General features: G+C 67.4%; 14 protein-coding genes and 2 tRNA genes. 6 read left to right on the top strand and 10 right to left on the bottom strand.

Annotated elements, in window-relative coordinates:
* Nucleotides 1-132: 132 nt before the first annotated feature.
* From ampE to O0K41_RS20750, 5 genes are all read right to left on the bottom strand, one after another.
* On the bottom strand, nucleotides 133-1,020 hold the full coding sequence (gene ampE, locus O0K41_RS20770; RefSeq protein WP_108270556.1) for a regulatory signaling modulator protein AmpE: 888 nt from the start codon (nucleotides 1,018-1,020) through the stop codon (nucleotides 133-135).
* 134 nt (nucleotides 1,021-1,154) lie between these two features.
* The gene (gene nudC, locus O0K41_RS20765; protein ID WP_005414687.1) at nucleotides 1,155-2,060 is read right to left on the bottom strand and encodes an NAD(+) diphosphatase; all 906 of its coding nucleotides are present in this window, start codon (nucleotides 2,058-2,060) and stop codon (nucleotides 1,155-1,157) included.
* 119 nt (nucleotides 2,061-2,179) lie between these two features.
* The gene (erpA, locus tag O0K41_RS20760; protein ID WP_005411302.1) at nucleotides 2,180-2,572 is read right to left on the bottom strand and encodes an iron-sulfur cluster insertion protein ErpA; all 393 of its coding nucleotides are present in this window, start codon (nucleotides 2,570-2,572) and stop codon (nucleotides 2,180-2,182) included.
* A 31-nt stretch (nucleotides 2,573-2,603) separates the two neighbouring features.
* Nucleotides 2,604-3,068, bottom strand: a complete 465-nt coding sequence (locus O0K41_RS20755) for a polymer-forming cytoskeletal protein (RefSeq protein ID WP_005411303.1) — start codon at nucleotides 3,066-3,068, stop codon at nucleotides 2,604-2,606.
* A gap of 4 nt (nucleotides 3,069-3,072) precedes the next feature.
* Nucleotides 3,073-3,816, bottom strand: coding sequence for a DUF6776 family protein (locus tag O0K41_RS20750; RefSeq protein ID WP_005411304.1), 744 nt, complete (start codon nucleotides 3,814-3,816; stop codon nucleotides 3,073-3,075).
* A gap of 179 nt (nucleotides 3,817-3,995) precedes the next feature.
* On the opposite strand from O0K41_RS20750, the gene O0K41_RS20745 reads away from it, so the two are divergent.
* From O0K41_RS20745 to O0K41_RS20735, 3 genes are read left to right on the top strand one after another with little or no spacing between them, the layout of a single operon-like run.
* On the top strand, nucleotides 3,996-4,613 hold the full coding sequence (locus tag O0K41_RS20745) for a DUF4126 domain-containing protein (protein ID WP_005411305.1): 618 nt from the start codon (nucleotides 3,996-3,998) through the stop codon (nucleotides 4,611-4,613).
* Nucleotides 4,614-4,657: 44 nt separating this feature from the next.
* On the top strand, nucleotides 4,658-6,544 hold the full coding sequence (locus O0K41_RS20740) for an EAL domain-containing protein (RefSeq protein ID WP_088435782.1): 1,887 nt from the start codon (nucleotides 4,658-4,660) through the stop codon (nucleotides 6,542-6,544).
* A 1-nt stretch (nucleotide 6,545) separates the two neighbouring features.
* Complete coding sequence (locus O0K41_RS20735; protein WP_164223078.1) at nucleotides 6,546-8,780, top strand: ATP-binding protein; 2,235 nt, start codon at nucleotides 6,546-6,548, stop codon at nucleotides 8,778-8,780.
* Nucleotide 8,781: 1 nt separating this feature from the next.
* Here the strand turns inward: O0K41_RS20735 and bfr are convergent, their stop codons facing one another.
* From bfr to O0K41_RS20720, 3 genes are all read right to left on the bottom strand, one after another.
* A complete protein-coding gene (bfr, locus tag O0K41_RS20730) occupies nucleotides 8,782-9,252 on the bottom strand; it encodes a bacterioferritin (RefSeq protein WP_005414691.1) in 471 nt (156 codons plus the stop codon).
* Between the two features lie 142 nt (nucleotides 9,253-9,394).
* Nucleotides 9,395-9,604 (bottom strand): bacterioferritin-associated ferredoxin, encoded by a 210-nt coding sequence (locus O0K41_RS20725; RefSeq protein ID WP_005411309.1) that lies wholly within the window; start codon nucleotides 9,602-9,604, stop codon nucleotides 9,395-9,397.
* A 108-nt stretch (nucleotides 9,605-9,712) separates the two neighbouring features.
* A complete protein-coding gene (locus tag O0K41_RS20720) occupies nucleotides 9,713-10,333 on the bottom strand; it encodes an RNA pyrophosphohydrolase (protein ID WP_005411310.1) in 621 nt (206 codons plus the stop codon).
* 121 nt (nucleotides 10,334-10,454) lie between these two features.
* Here O0K41_RS20720 and O0K41_RS20715 point away from each other — a divergent pair.
* Together O0K41_RS20715 and O0K41_RS20710 are read left to right on the top strand one after the other, a co-directional pair.
* Nucleotides 10,455-10,531, top strand: a tRNA-Met gene (locus tag O0K41_RS20715).
* 55 nt (nucleotides 10,532-10,586) lie between these two features.
* A tRNA-Gln gene (locus O0K41_RS20710) sits at nucleotides 10,587-10,661 on the top strand.
* A 322-nt stretch (nucleotides 10,662-10,983) separates the two neighbouring features.
* Here the strand turns inward: O0K41_RS20710 and rpsI are convergent.
* Together rpsI and rplM are read right to left on the bottom strand one after the other, a co-directional pair.
* Nucleotides 10,984-11,376: a 30S ribosomal protein S9 gene (gene rpsI / locus O0K41_RS20705; protein WP_005411311.1), complete on the bottom strand. Its 393-nt coding sequence runs from the start codon at nucleotides 11,374-11,376 to the stop codon at nucleotides 10,984-10,986.
* Between the two features lie 2 nt (nucleotides 11,377-11,378).
* The gene (gene rplM, locus O0K41_RS20700; protein WP_005414692.1) at nucleotides 11,379-11,807 is read right to left on the bottom strand and encodes a 50S ribosomal protein L13; all 429 of its coding nucleotides are present in this window, start codon (nucleotides 11,805-11,807) and stop codon (nucleotides 11,379-11,381) included.
* Nucleotides 11,808-12,005: 198 nt separating this feature from the next.
* On the opposite strand from rplM, the gene coq7 reads away from it, so the two are divergent.
* Complete coding sequence (gene coq7, locus O0K41_RS20695; RefSeq protein ID WP_005411313.1) at nucleotides 12,006-12,650, top strand: 2-polyprenyl-3-methyl-6-methoxy-1,4-benzoquinone monooxygenase; 645 nt, start codon at nucleotides 12,006-12,008, stop codon at nucleotides 12,648-12,650.
* Nucleotides 12,651-12,699 lie beyond the last annotated feature (49 nt).

The following is a 12,699-nucleotide window of genomic DNA, read 5'->3' as shown; positions in this document are numbered from 1 at the left end:
GCCCCACACCGCCCCGCCCAACCCTCAGCAACCCAGAGCCGCTTTGGCTTTGGCTTTGGCTTTGGCTTTGGCTTTGGCTTTGGCTTTGGCTTTGGCCTCTGCAGGTGCAGGGCTGCAAGCCCTGCAAAGCAACTACGTCACCCAGCCTGCAATCACCAGCAGGGCGAGGATCGCCAGCCACAGCAGCAGCATCCGCCACACCAGGCTCATCGCATCACGCAGGTCCGGCAACCGCTGCCACACCGGCAACAGCCCCGCCTCGGTGTAGTCGTGCGCATCCTCGCGCAGTTCGGCGTTGACGCTGGCCCGCGCCACCGTACCCAGGAACCCGGTATTGCCGGTCAGGCGCTCCCCATGGGCCTGGCGCCACGCCTTCCACGCCGTATCGAAGTTGCCCACCAGCGCCATCGAGAACGCCATCAGCTGTGCCACCGGCCACTCGATCCAGCCCAGCAGCCGCTGCGCCAGCGCCAGCGGCTCGACCGGCACGCGGGCACGCATCGGGCTTTCCGCCATCAGCGCCAGCAACCGGTAACCGAGCGCGCCAGCCGGGCCCAGCAACAGGAACCAGAACAGCACCGCGAACCAGCGCCGCAGTGCGTTGAGCACCGTCGCCTCGACCAGTGACGGAATGTCCTCGCGCAGGCTGCCGCCGGCCGACTGCAGGTTGCGCACTGCAGCCTGCCGCGTCGCCGCATCATCGGCATCGATGATGGCCTCGATATCGCGGTCCAGGTCACGCGGGCCCCAGCACCAGGCCAGCACCGCCACGCCCAGCAGCAGCGACGGCAGGCCGAACAGCACCCCGCGCAACAGCCACGCCAGCAGCGCCATCAGCAACAGCGGCGGCAGCAGGGCCAAGGCAACGCCGGCCGGTCCCTGCCAGACCTTGCCACCACGCGCATCCAGCCAGCCCAGCCAACGCCGGAAACCGTCGAAACGGCGCAGCGAGGCAGCAGCGGCCGGAGCAACATGGCCCAGGGCCAGTGCCACCAGCACGGCGGCCAGAGTGGTGAACATGGCAGGTCTCCCTACGAAACAGAACGCTCGGCGCCGCTACCTTACCTGTCGCAGCGGCGCCCTCAGCGGTGAACCGGACTGTAACCCGTGCCGTGTTCAGGTGGCGGCAATGCAATCACCCCAGCCGGCCCGCCTCAGCCCTTCTGCTGGCGGTACCAGTGCTCGATCAGGCCGCGCGAAATCGAGATCGGCGGCGACAGGCGGATGCCCTGGCCATCGTCCTCCACATCGCGCGCCAGTGCCGCGCCGACCTCGTCGGCACTGAACCAGCGCGCGTCTTCCAGCTCGCCGTCCACGGTCGGCAGGTCATCCTGCGCCTGTGCGCGAAAGCCAACCATCAGCGCACCCGGGAATGGCCACGGCTGCGAACCGAGGTACTGGCAGGCCGTCACCCGCACTTTGCTCTCCTCGTGGACTTCGCGCACCACGGTCTGCTCGAAGGTCTCGCCCGGTTCGACGAAGCCGGCCAGCACCGAGTAGCGACGTGGCGCCCAGTTTGACTGGCGGCCGAGCAGCAGGCGGCCCTGGTTTTCAACCGCCACGATCACAGCGGGGTCGACACGCGGATAGTGCTCGGTGGAACACTGCGCGCAACGCCCCACGAAGCCGCCACGGGCAAACGCCACGGCACCACCGCATACCCCGCAGAAACGGGTGCGCGAGTGCCAGTAGGACATGCCACGTGCGTAGCTGAAAGCGGTCGCATCAGCCACCGACCACAGCAGCGCGGCCTGGCGCAGGTCGAGGCGACGTGGTGCGGTGACGGTGACGCTGGCGGCTTCAACCGAGAACCACGCTTGTTCCCCGCGCAGGCCGAGGAAGATCGCGGAGCCGGGACCGCCGCCGATGTCGGCGCCGGTCAGCGCCAGCGGCTGGTCGTCATCGCCGGTGAAGGCGCTGCCGTCCTGATCGAGCACCAGAATGTGCGCGCCCGGCCACAGGCGCGCCAGTGCATCGGCATCTTCGCGCAGGGCATCGGCGCGCTCCAGCGGTTCGCCCACGAAGGCGAAACCGGAAAGCGGCGAAGGAGTATTGGGCATCCTGCAAGCGTGCCGCCAATCGATGCGGGTGGCAAGCCGCGGGCTTTGCCGAAGCCGTCTGTGGGTGTGGAGCTTGCTCCACACACCTTGTCGCGCGGGACGCAGGCCCCGCGCCCCGCCTACATGCTGAAACTGCTGCCGCAGCCGCAGGTGGTCTTTGCGTTCGGGTTGCGGATCACGAACTGTGCACCGGTCAGGCTCTCGGTGTAGTCCACCTCGGCGCCCATCAGGTACTGCAGGCTCAACGGGTCGACCAGCAGGGTCACCCCGCTGGTCTGTACCGCCAGATCGTCCTCGGCACGGTTCTCGTCGAACTCGAACCCGTACTGGAAACCCGAACAGCCACCACCTTCGATGTACACGCGCAGGGCCAGGTCGGGGTTGCCCTCTTCCTGGATCAGGGATTTGACCTTGGCGGCCGCCGACTCGGTGAAGTTCAGCGGGCGCTCCAGCGACTGGTAATCGGGCGCGGCGGCCGGGGTGGCGCCGGGCAGGGAGACTAGCGTGCTCATGGTGTCAGCATGGGGGTGCCGACGATGGCTTTCAAGCCATCGCCTCGGCCAGCTTGCGGCGCGCGGCGGTGTCACCCTTGCCGCCAGTGGCCTCATCAGCTTCCGGGGCCGGCAGGGCGGCCATCGGGGCGCTGGCATGGATCAGGCGACCGTTCAGCTGGGCGCCCGCATTCATCTCCACCACCTGGTAATGGACGTTGCCGTTGACCCGCGCGCTCGGGGTCAGTTCGACTTTCTCGCTGGCGTGCACGTCGCCGTCCAGGCGGCCACTGATGACCACCACCTGGGCACGGATCTCGCCCTCGATCACGCCATGCTCGGCGACCGTCAGGGTCGCGCCACTGGCGCCTTCGGCGGCGATCACCTTGCCATGGATGCGGCCTTCCACGTACAGGCCACCACTGAATTCCACATCACCGCGGATCACCACCTGGTTGCCGATCAGGGCATCCACCACCAGCTGGCCTTCACGGTTGGATTTGCTGCTTCCGAACATCTGCCTACTCCCCTTTGCTGGCCGGCGCACCGGCCTGTTTCCAGTCGAATACCTGGGTGGTACCCCCCGTACCACTCCCCAATGTCACCCGCACGCGTTGCGGGGTGAAGTCAGCCGGCAGCATCACGCTGCCGGTGAGCTGCTGGAAGTACCGGAACGAGTAATCCTGTCCCGGTACCTTGCTGCGCTGGTGCAGATCATCCCAGCTGATCGTGGCCAGCTTGCCGTTCTTGACGCCTTCCACGGTGAAGCGCATCTGCCCCTGGCTGATGGCGCCGCGGTTGAGGTTCTGGGTCAGCACCGCGGTGTACTGCCAGGTGCCGGCCGCTTCCGGGCTGAACTCGATCGAATGGGTGTTCAGGCCCTTGCGCTGGCTGGTCGAACCCACCAGGCGCTCATAGAAGGCAACGTCGGCACGCAGGCCGGCGATTTCCTCATCGCGCTCGGCCAGCGAGGACTGCACCTCGGTGTTGGCGGCGCGGCTGATGCGGTCGGAGGCTTCCAGCGTGGCCTGCTTCTGGCGCAGTTCGGTCAGCTGCGCCTGCAGCGTCTCGGCACGCTTCTCGGCGGCCTGCAGGCGCTGGCCCTGCGCATCGCGCGGGGTGGCCATCCAGCAGCCGCCGAGCACCGCCAGCACCAGGCTGAGCAGCCAGATGCCGCCGATCACCAGCAGGCGGCGGCGGTCGGCCGGCGGTTGCGGCGCGCCGGGCAGGCGGACCTGCACGCGCATGGGAGGACGGTTGGTCATGGGTGGATTCCGGGGCATCGCGAGGGCGACACCGGTACGGCCCCTGTGGCAAACGACGGGCTAGTGTATGACAGGACGGGTGGGTTTCCTGCGCAGTGGCGAGCCACGGTCTGTGGCGTTCAGGCATGCCATCGTCGATAGTGTGGTCCCCTGCACAGTTCCGTCGCCGGAGCATCGCCATGACCGAAGCCCACCTGTTCGTGATCGGCATCCTGCTGGCCTGGCTGGCCGGCATCCGCGTCTACCTCACCGTGTTCGGTGTCGGCCTGGCCGGCCTGCTCGGCTGGGTCGACCTGCCACCGGCCCTGCAGGCCACTGAATCGTGGTGGGTGCTGGGCACCTCGGCGGCGCTGGCGGTGACCGAATTCTTCGCCGACAAGATTCCCGGCGTCGACTCGGCGTGGGATCTGGTGCAGACCCTGGCACGTGTACCCGCAGGTGCCTTCCTTGCCGCAGCCACGCTGTCGCCGGATGGGCAGCTGGGCACCGGCGCACTTGCTGCCGGTGCAGGTGTCGCGCTGGCCAGCCACGGCCTGAAGGCAGGCACCCGCGCCCTGCTCAATACCTCGCCCGAGCCTGCCAGCAACTGGGTGGCCTCCGCCGCCGAGGACACCGTGGTGGTCGGTGGCCTGGCCCTGGCCCTGGCACACCCGTGGATCGCGCTGATCGTGGTGCTGGCCTGCAGCCTGGCGGGCGCGCTGCTGGTGTGGCTGGTCTGGCGCACCCTGTGGAAGGGCGTGCGCTGGCTGGCACGCAGTGCGTCGCCCGACAGTCCACGCCAGCCCGGCACCGGTTGATCGCCGGGCTTGTCGCATAATGGACGCGAACACCAGGAGCACCGATGGCCGCAATCGAATCCCCCGCGGGCGCCCGCCCGGGACGCGCTGAAACCCCTCCGGCCGATCATTGGCAACGCTGGACCGCTGAACCGGCGAGCGCCGTCGCCGCAGCGCCGGCAGCGGTTCCGCCGCTGGCCGCCTCCGACGCACCCGCATCGATCGGCAGCGCACCGCCGCCGCTGCCCGGCCCATCCCTGCTGGCCGAGGCCGGCGGCAATGACCCGGCACCGCTGCACTCCGATTCGCCCTACCGCGTGCTGATCGTCGAGGATGATCGCGCCCAGGCACTGTTCGCACAGAGCGTGCTGCATGGCGCCGGCATGCAGGCGATCGTGCACAGCGATGCCGACGGTGCGCTGCAGGCGATCAAGGAACATCGCCCCGACCTGATCCTGATGGACCTGCACCTGCCCGGTCTGGACGGCATGCGCCTGACCGCGCTGATCCGCCAGCAGCCCGGCCTGCAGCTGCTGCCCATCGTGTTCCTCAGCGGCGACCCGGACCCGGAACGCCAGTTCGAGGTGCTCGACAGTGGCGCCGACGACTACCTGAGCAAGCCGATCCGACCGCGCCACCTGATCGCTGCCGTGGCCAACCGCATCCGCCGCGCGCGGGCGCAGGCCGCAACCCTGCCCGGCGTATCCGGCACCCCGGCCACCAGCAATCCGGAAACCGGGCTGCCGACGCGGCATCACGTGCTGCAGCAGCTCAACGCCGCGCTCGCCCACCGCGACCAGGGCGGCGTGCTGTTCGTCGAGATATCCAGCGCACTGGGCCTGCGCGAGCGCTATGGCTATGCCGCCTTCGAGCGCCTGATGGTGCAGGCCGGGCAACGCCTGGCAGAAGCCGGCCACCCGCACCTGCTGGCGCGCCTGAACGACAACAGCTTCCTGCTGCTTGCGCGCAATGTCAGCGAGGACAGCCTGGAAGGCATTGCCGCTGCGCTGCGCGAGCAGTTGTCGGCGCGGGCCTTCGTGATCCGCGATGACGAATCGGTGCATCTGCGGGGCGTGGTCGGCTATGCACCGCTGTCGCCGGGCTTCGACGATGCCAACAGCGCACTGGAGGCAGTCGAGCGCACCACCCTGCAGGCACGGTTGCTCAGCGCCGGCGTGGCCGGCCACGTGCACCGCGACGTGACCAGCGAGCAGGAACACCTGGCACTGCTGGAAGGCCAGCTTGAGCTGGCCTACCAGCCGATCGTCGCCGTCGCCGGCGGCAACACCGCGCAGTACCAGCTGCTGCTGCGCCTTCGCCAGGCCGACGGTACGCTGCTGGCGGCAGGCCAGGTGATTCCGGCCGCAGAGGCTGCCGGGCGCATCGCCGATCTCGACCAGCAGGTCATGGACCATGCACTGGGCCTTCTCGACCTTTACCGGCACGCGACGCAACCACTGAACCTGTTCGTTTCGCAGTCGCTGCGCACCCTGCAACGCGATGCGTTCGCGGATTGGCTGCTGGAATCGCTGCAGCAGCGCGACCTGCCCGGCAGCGCGCTGGTGATCGACGTCCGCCTGCCCGACGCGCTGATCCATACCGTGCCGCTACAGCAGTTCTGCCAGCGCATGGCCGGCGCCGGCGTGCGCTTCTGCCTGAGCCAGTTCGAACCCGGGGGCGAAGCCGATGCGCTGCTGACCCAGCTGCCGTTGTCGTTCGTGCGCATGGCCGCGCGCTTCTCCAGCAGTCATTCCAATCCGGCCACGCGCGAAGAGCTGCGCCGGGCAATCGAGCGGGCGCACGCCGCCGGGCAGCAGATCATCGGCCAGCAGATCGAAGATCCGCAGGCCGCCGCCGCGATGTGGGTGGGCGGTGTCGACTACATCCAGGGCAACATGGTGCAGTCGGCCGGCAGCGATCTGAACTTCGACTTCCACAACGCGGTGCTCTGACGTGCCGATGTGGGTCGCGCTGCTGGTTGCCCTTGCTGCGGCCTCCATCACCGCGCTGCTGTTGGGCCTGCGGCTGCGCGCGCGCAACCGGGCACTGGCCCAGCTGCAACGCGAGCGCAGCCTGCTGGCCGCCGAACGTGACCAGCTGCGCCGCACCACCGAACGACAGGGGCAGCTGGAACAGCAGCTGCTGCAGGCCAAGCAGGCCGCCGAGGCGGCGGTGCTGGCCAAGGGTGAGTTCCTGGCCACGATGAGCCACGAGATCCGTACGCCGCTCAACGGCATCCTGCCGATGCTGGAGCTGATCGCACGCGGCCCGCTGGGCGAGGACCAGCGGCAGATGCTGGCCACCGCCTCGGCCAGCTCGCAGCAGCTGCTGCGCATCGTCGACGACATCCTCGACTACTCGCGGCTGGAAGCACAGGCGCTGGAACTGGAGATCACCAGCTTCAACCTGCGCGACCTGCTCGATGGCGTGGTGCAGCTGATGCAGCGCGCCGCCGACGCCAAGGGCCTGTCGCTGGGGCTGCAGCTGGACCCGTCGGTACGCCTGCCGGTGCGTGGCGACCCGGTACGACTGCGCCAGGTGTTGAGCAACCTGCTGGCCAACGCGATCAAGTTCACCGCGCGCGGCCAGGTACAGCTGCGCGTGCAGCGCCTGGGCGAAGGCGCGGCCCAGCACCAGCTGCGCTTCGAGATCATCGACACCGGCATCGGCATTGACGAGGCACTGCAGGCGCGCCTGTTCCAGTCCTTCAGCCAGGCCGATGCCTCAACGACCCGCATCTACGGTGGCACCGGCCTGGGCCTGGCGATCTGCAAGCGCATCATCGACCTGATGCACGGGCGCATCGGCGTGCAGTCCACGCCCGGCCAGGGCGCCACGTTCTGGTTCGAGATCCCGTTGTTGAAGGTGCCCGGCGACCTGCCGGCCATGGCGCGCACGCCAGACGCGCTGCTGCTGTTCAGTAGCGATGCCATCCTGCAGGCACGCATCGAGCGCATCGCGGCCCATCATGGACTGCTGGTGCACGCCCTGGCGCAGTTCGATGCCGTGGTCGAGCGCCTGCGCGCAGTGCCGAGGCCGGGGCAACCGGTACCGGCGTGGCTGCTGGTCGATGCACGTGCGCGCCGCATCGGTGAAGCGACGCTGCAACAGGCGTTGGCCGAACGTGGCGAAGACGACGGGCTGCAGGTGCTGTGGCTGCAGGACGATGCCCTTCCGCCACGCCCACGCCAGAGGCAGCTACCCTCGCATTTCGACGACGCTGGGCTGCATGCACTGCTGGCTGCACCGGTTGCGCATGCGCGCCCTGCCGCGCTGCTGGCCAACGCCGGACAGGGCCAGCCCACGCCCACGCTGCCGCCGCTGCACCTGCGCGTGCTGCTGGTGGAGGACAACACGGTCAACCGCATGGTGGCCGAGCAGCTGCTGCGCGTGTTCCAGTGCGAAGTGCGCAACGCCGCCGATGGCGAGCAGGCGTTGCTTGCCCTGCGCGAAGGCGACGTGGATGTGGTGCTGATGGATTGCCAGATGCCGGTGCTGGACGGCTATGCCGCCACCCGCCGCTGGCGCGCCGAGGAAGTGGAGAACGGGCGCCCGCGCCTGCCGATCATCGCGATGACCGCCAATGCCATGGCCGGTGACCGCGAGCGCTGCCTGCAGGCCGGCATGGACGACTATCTGTCCAAGCCGATTGCACGCGCCACCCTGCATGCGCTGCTGCAGCGCTGGGGCGGCGGCAAAGCCGCATCACCTGCACGGCCTTCGATAGAGCCGAGCCATGCCCGGCTGACGGCCGATAGCCGTCGCGCTCCATCAGCCGGGCATGGCTCGGCTCTACAGGACGATGACAGCCGAGTCGGCTCCAAGCCGCAGCCGGTGCTGGACCGCGACGTGCTGGACGAACTGCATGCAGTGATCGGGGAGAGCGCCATCCAGATCGTCTCGGTGTTCCTGGAGGATGCGCCGGCAATGGTGCAGCAGCTGCAGCAGGCCGCGCAGAACGGCGACGAGCCTCGCCTGCAGGCCGTCGCGCACAGCCTCAAGTCATCCAGCGCGAACGTGGGCGCACTGTCGCTGTCGTCAGTCGCGCAGCGCATCGAGCACGAAGCCCGCAGCGGCAGCCTGCAGCGCCCCGCAGTAGCGGTGGCGCTGCTGGTTGCGGAATTCGCCCGAGCGCGCGTGGCACTGACGGGCTACCTGGCACAGCATCGCGCCGGCCAGGCCAGCTGACTCACTCTTCCAGCTTGCTCAGCAGGTACTTCGGTTCGCCGATGCGCTCGATCAGGTCGAGCTGGGTTTCCAGCCAGTCGATGTGCTCTTCTTCCGAATCGAGGATTTTCACGAACAGCTGGCGGCTGACGTAGTCGCCGACCGAATCGGCATACGCCACGGCCTCGCGCAGGGTGACCACGCCATCGCGCTCCAGCGACAGGTCGCACTGCAGGATCTCGGTCGGATTCTCACCAATGCGCAGCTTGCCCAGCGCCTGGAAGTTCGGCAGGCCTTCGAGGAACAGGATGCGGTCGGCGAGCATGTCGGCATGCTTCATCTCGTCGATCGATTCCTTGTACTCGTGTTCGGCCAGTTCCTTGATGCCCCAGTTCTTCAGCATCTTGGCATGCAGGAAGTACTGGTTGATCGCGGTCAGCTCGTTGTAGAGGACCTTGTTGAGGAATTCGATGACCTTGGTGTCGCCCTTCATGGGGATGCTCCTGCACGCTGAAAACGCAGGCACTTTAACGCCTTGCCTGCGGTCGTGAAGGAACGCGAATCGTGCGCATTGGCCTGTGCGGCCGCACGTGAAGAATGCGAAAGCGCGCCGTCAACGCGTCGCCAAGAGACGATCAGGCGACCTGGGCCAGACCCAATACCGGCAGCGGCAGATCGTGGGTGGCACGCGCCTTGGCCAGCAGATCGCCGGCCATGTCCAGGCAGGAACCGCAGGTAGCGCCACAGCCGGTACGCATGGTCAGTTCGGCCACCGTACTGACGCCATGGCTGGCGGCTTCGCGGATCTGGTGGTCGGTGACTCCGTTGCAGATGCAGACGTACACAGGCGTGAACCGGGCTGGCAGGCCAGAAGCGGCCTGTTGGCTATTCCAATGGAAACGAGAATGGTTGTCAATCAGAGACCTGAACCATTCTCGATACCGTTCAGCCCGTCAGCTGGCCGGGCCATCGCCCGTGGCCTTCTTCGGCCAGTAGCCGCGGGTCCGAGGGCGCTTGCGTGGGCGGTCGTGCCCGGCGGTATGGCCAGGCATCCAGGCTTCGGCGGCGCTCTTGGGCATGGCGGTAACCCCCTGCCCGGCCACCCCGCGGGCCAGCGGCGCCAGATGTCGCAACGCACGCGCATAGACGCCACGCTTGAACATCACCACATGCTCCACCGGGTACCAGAAGTCCACCCAGCGCCAGTGGTCGAACTCGGGCGAGTCGGTGTGGTCCAGCTTCACGTGGGATTCGTCGCCGGTCAGGCGCAGCAGGAACCAGACCTGCTTCTGGCCGATGCAGACCTGCCGCTCATTGCGGCGGATGGCCCGCGCCGGCAGCTTGTAGCGCAGCCAGCCGGGCGTCGCCCCGAGCACTTCCACATGCTCGGGCAGCAGGCCGGTCTCTTCCTGCAGTTCACGATACATGGCCTCGACAGGCGTCTCGTCGGTGTTCATGCCACCCTGCGGGAACTGCCAGCCGTCCCGGCGCACGCGTCGTGCCCAGAACACCTGGCCGTCCTGCCGCATCAGCACGATGCCGACGTTCGGTCGATAGCCGTCCGGATCGATCACGATGCGGACTCCTAAGAAAATCTACTGGCCGGGACTATCCCATGCCCTCTGTCGGCCCACAAGCACGACACAAAAGTGTTGACAGGGGCGGTACACATCCGCAGAATAACGGGCTCACCAAGGCTATGTAGCTCAGCCGGTTAGAGCACAGCACTCATAATGCTGGGGTCGGTGGTTCGAGTCCACCCATAGCCACCACACTGAAAATCAAGTTGTTTTTCAGCGTGAAAAGTGAGAAAATAGTTGCACGTTTTGCCCCGTCGCCAAGCGGTAAGGCACCTGACTCTGACTCAGGCATTCGGTGGTTCGAATCCATCCGGGGCAGCCAAATTAAAAGCAAAAGGCCAGATCGAAAGATCTGGCCTTTTGCTTTTAATCTGGTCGCGCATTCCACCTTGTCCCCGCGCCTGTCGGCGCACCCCCTTGAACAACAAGGGGGCTCTTCTCCAGAAAGAACCCCGGGGTCGGATCCTTTTCCGCAGGGAAAGGCCCTGACCCCACCCTCCCGGCACGCGAAACCACGGGTAGTGCCGGCCGCTGGCCGGCAACCAGGAAATCCATGACCCCGGAACGACAAAAGCCCGGCCGAAGCCGGGCTTTTGCTTTTCCATCCAGCGGGCTCCCGAAGGAGCCCAACCAGGCGCGGCAAATCAGCGCTTGGAGAACTGGGTGGCGCGACGGGCCTTGTGCAGACCGACCTTCTTACGCTCGACTTCACGGGCGTCACGGGTCATGAAGCCAGCCTTGCGCAGCTCGGACTTCAGGGTTTCGTCGTACTCGACCAGAGCACGGGCGATGCCCAGACGGATCGCACCGGCCTGGCCGGTGGTGCCGCCGCCAGCGGCGGTGACCAGGATGTCGAAGCTTTCGGTGTTCTTGGTCAGCTCGAGCGGCTGGCGCACGATCATGCGCGCGGTCTCACGACCGAAGAACTCGTCCAGCGGACGGCCATTGACGGTGATGTTGCCCGAACCCTTGCGCAGGAACACGCGAGCGGTGGAGGACTTGCGGCGGCCAGTGCCGTAGTTTTGAGTGATAGCCATGATTAGATATCCAGAACCTGCGGCTGCTGTGCGGCGTGCGGATGCTCAGTGCCAGCGTAGACCTTGAGCTTGCGGTACATCTGGCGACCCAGCGGGCCCTTCGGCAGCATGCCCTTGACGGCGATCTCGATCACGCGCTCCGGGTGGCGCTCCAGCGCCTGTGCCAGGGATTCGGTCTTCAGGTTGCCGATGTAACCGGTGAAACGGTGATACATCTTGTCCTGCAGCTTCTTGCCGGTGACGGCAATCTTTTCTGCATTGATGACGACCAGGTAGTCGCCGGTATCAACGTGCGGGGTGTAGACCGGCTTATGCTTGCCACGCAGACGGCGGGCCAGCTCGGTGGCGAGACGGCCCAGGGTCTTGCCCTCGGCGTCGACGAGGTACCAGTCGCGCTGGACGGTCTCGTTCTTGGCAGTGAAAGTGCTCATGAAGAACTCTAGGTTAGGTCGGGCTCATTGCGGCGAAAGGCTCGCCGGAACTCTGCCACGCGTTGTGAAAAGGTGAAGCGTAAGAGGCGGGATTGTACTCATCCTGCCGCGGGAGCGCAACCCGTCCCCTGGGCCGGGTTGGCAGGGGCGCGGGGCCGGGCGAGAATCGGGGGGTCTTCCGCCCCACCGCGTACTGCCATGACCGTGCTCCGCCAGACCACTCCGCTGGACCACCTGCTGACCGAGGCGCAGCGCGCCCTGGACACAGTGTTCGGCAATCCGCCGGCAGCCCGCCCCTACCCCGCCACGGACACCGGCGAGCCCGGCATGGACAGCGCCGAGCGGCGCCATGCCGCAGGCCTGATGCGGATCAACCACGTCGGCGAGGTCTGCGCGCAGGGCCTGTACTTCGGCCAGGCCGCCGTGGCGCGCGACCCGGCCACGCGGGAACACCTGCTGGAAGCGGCGCAGGAAGAAACCGACCACCTGGCCTGGTGCGCCACCCGGCTGGCCGAACTGGACAGCCGTCCGAGCCTGTTCAACCCGCTGTGGTACGCCGGCAGCTACACCATCGGCACCCTGGCCGGGCTGCGCGGCGACGGCTGGAACCTGGGCTTCGTGGTCGAGACCGAGCGCCAGGTGGAGGCCCACCTGGACGAGCACCTGGTCGACCTGCCGGCCGGCGACCTGCGCAGCCGCGCGGTCATCGCGGTGATGAAGGAAGACGAGGCCCGCCATGCGGACCACGCCGAGCAGGCCGGCGCTCGCCGCCTGCCGTTCCCGATCCCGGGCGTGATGGCACTGGCCTCCAGGGTGATGAAGACCATCGCCTACCGCATTTGAAGGGTCGCCCGCACCAACGGTGCGAGCCTACCAGGAGGTGCGGGGGGGG

Source organism: Stenotrophomonas sp. Sm2128, from assembly GCF_030985535.1.
GTDB lineage: Bacteria > Pseudomonadota > Gammaproteobacteria > Xanthomonadales > Xanthomonadaceae > Stenotrophomonas > Stenotrophomonas maltophilia.
Note: the sequence above shows the minus strand (reverse complement) of the source record. Positions and strands in the feature narration are given on the sequence as shown.

Coding starts and splice junctions, on each gene's coding strand:
- erpA (WP_005411302.1), bottom strand. CDS start 2,572: ATGAGCACGCTAGTCTCCCTGCCCGGCGCCACCCCGGCCGCCGCGCCC.
- O0K41_RS20745 (WP_005411305.1), top strand. CDS start 3,996: ATGACCGAAGCCCACCTGTTCGTGATCGGCATCCTGCTGGCCTGGCTG.
- ampE (WP_108270556.1), bottom strand. CDS start 1,020: ATGTTCACCACTCTGGCCGCCGTGCTGGTGGCACTGGCCCTGGGCCAT.
- O0K41_RS20755 (WP_005411303.1), bottom strand. CDS start 3,068: ATGTTCGGAAGCAGCAAATCCAACCGTGAAGGCCAGCTGGTGGTGGAT.
- rplM (WP_005414692.1), bottom strand. CDS start 11,807: ATGAGCACTTTCACTGCCAAGAACGAGACCGTCCAGCGCGACTGGTAC.
- coq7 (WP_005411313.1), top strand. CDS start 12,006: ATGACCGTGCTCCGCCAGACCACTCCGCTGGACCACCTGCTGACCGAG.
- rpsI (WP_005411311.1), bottom strand. CDS start 11,376: ATGGCTATCACTCAAAACTACGGCACTGGCCGCCGCAAGTCCTCCACC.
- O0K41_RS20740 (WP_088435782.1), top strand. CDS start 4,658: ATGGCCGCAATCGAATCCCCCGCGGGCGCCCGCCCGGGACGCGCTGAA.
- bfr (WP_005414691.1), bottom strand. CDS start 9,252: ATGAAGGGCGACACCAAGGTCATCGAATTCCTCAACAAGGTCCTCTAC.
- O0K41_RS20750 (WP_005411304.1), bottom strand. CDS start 3,816: ATGACCAACCGTCCTCCCATGCGCGTGCAGGTCCGCCTGCCCGGCGCG.
- nudC (WP_005414687.1), bottom strand. CDS start 2,060: ATGCCCAATACTCCTTCGCCGCTTTCCGGTTTCGCCTTCGTGGGCGAA.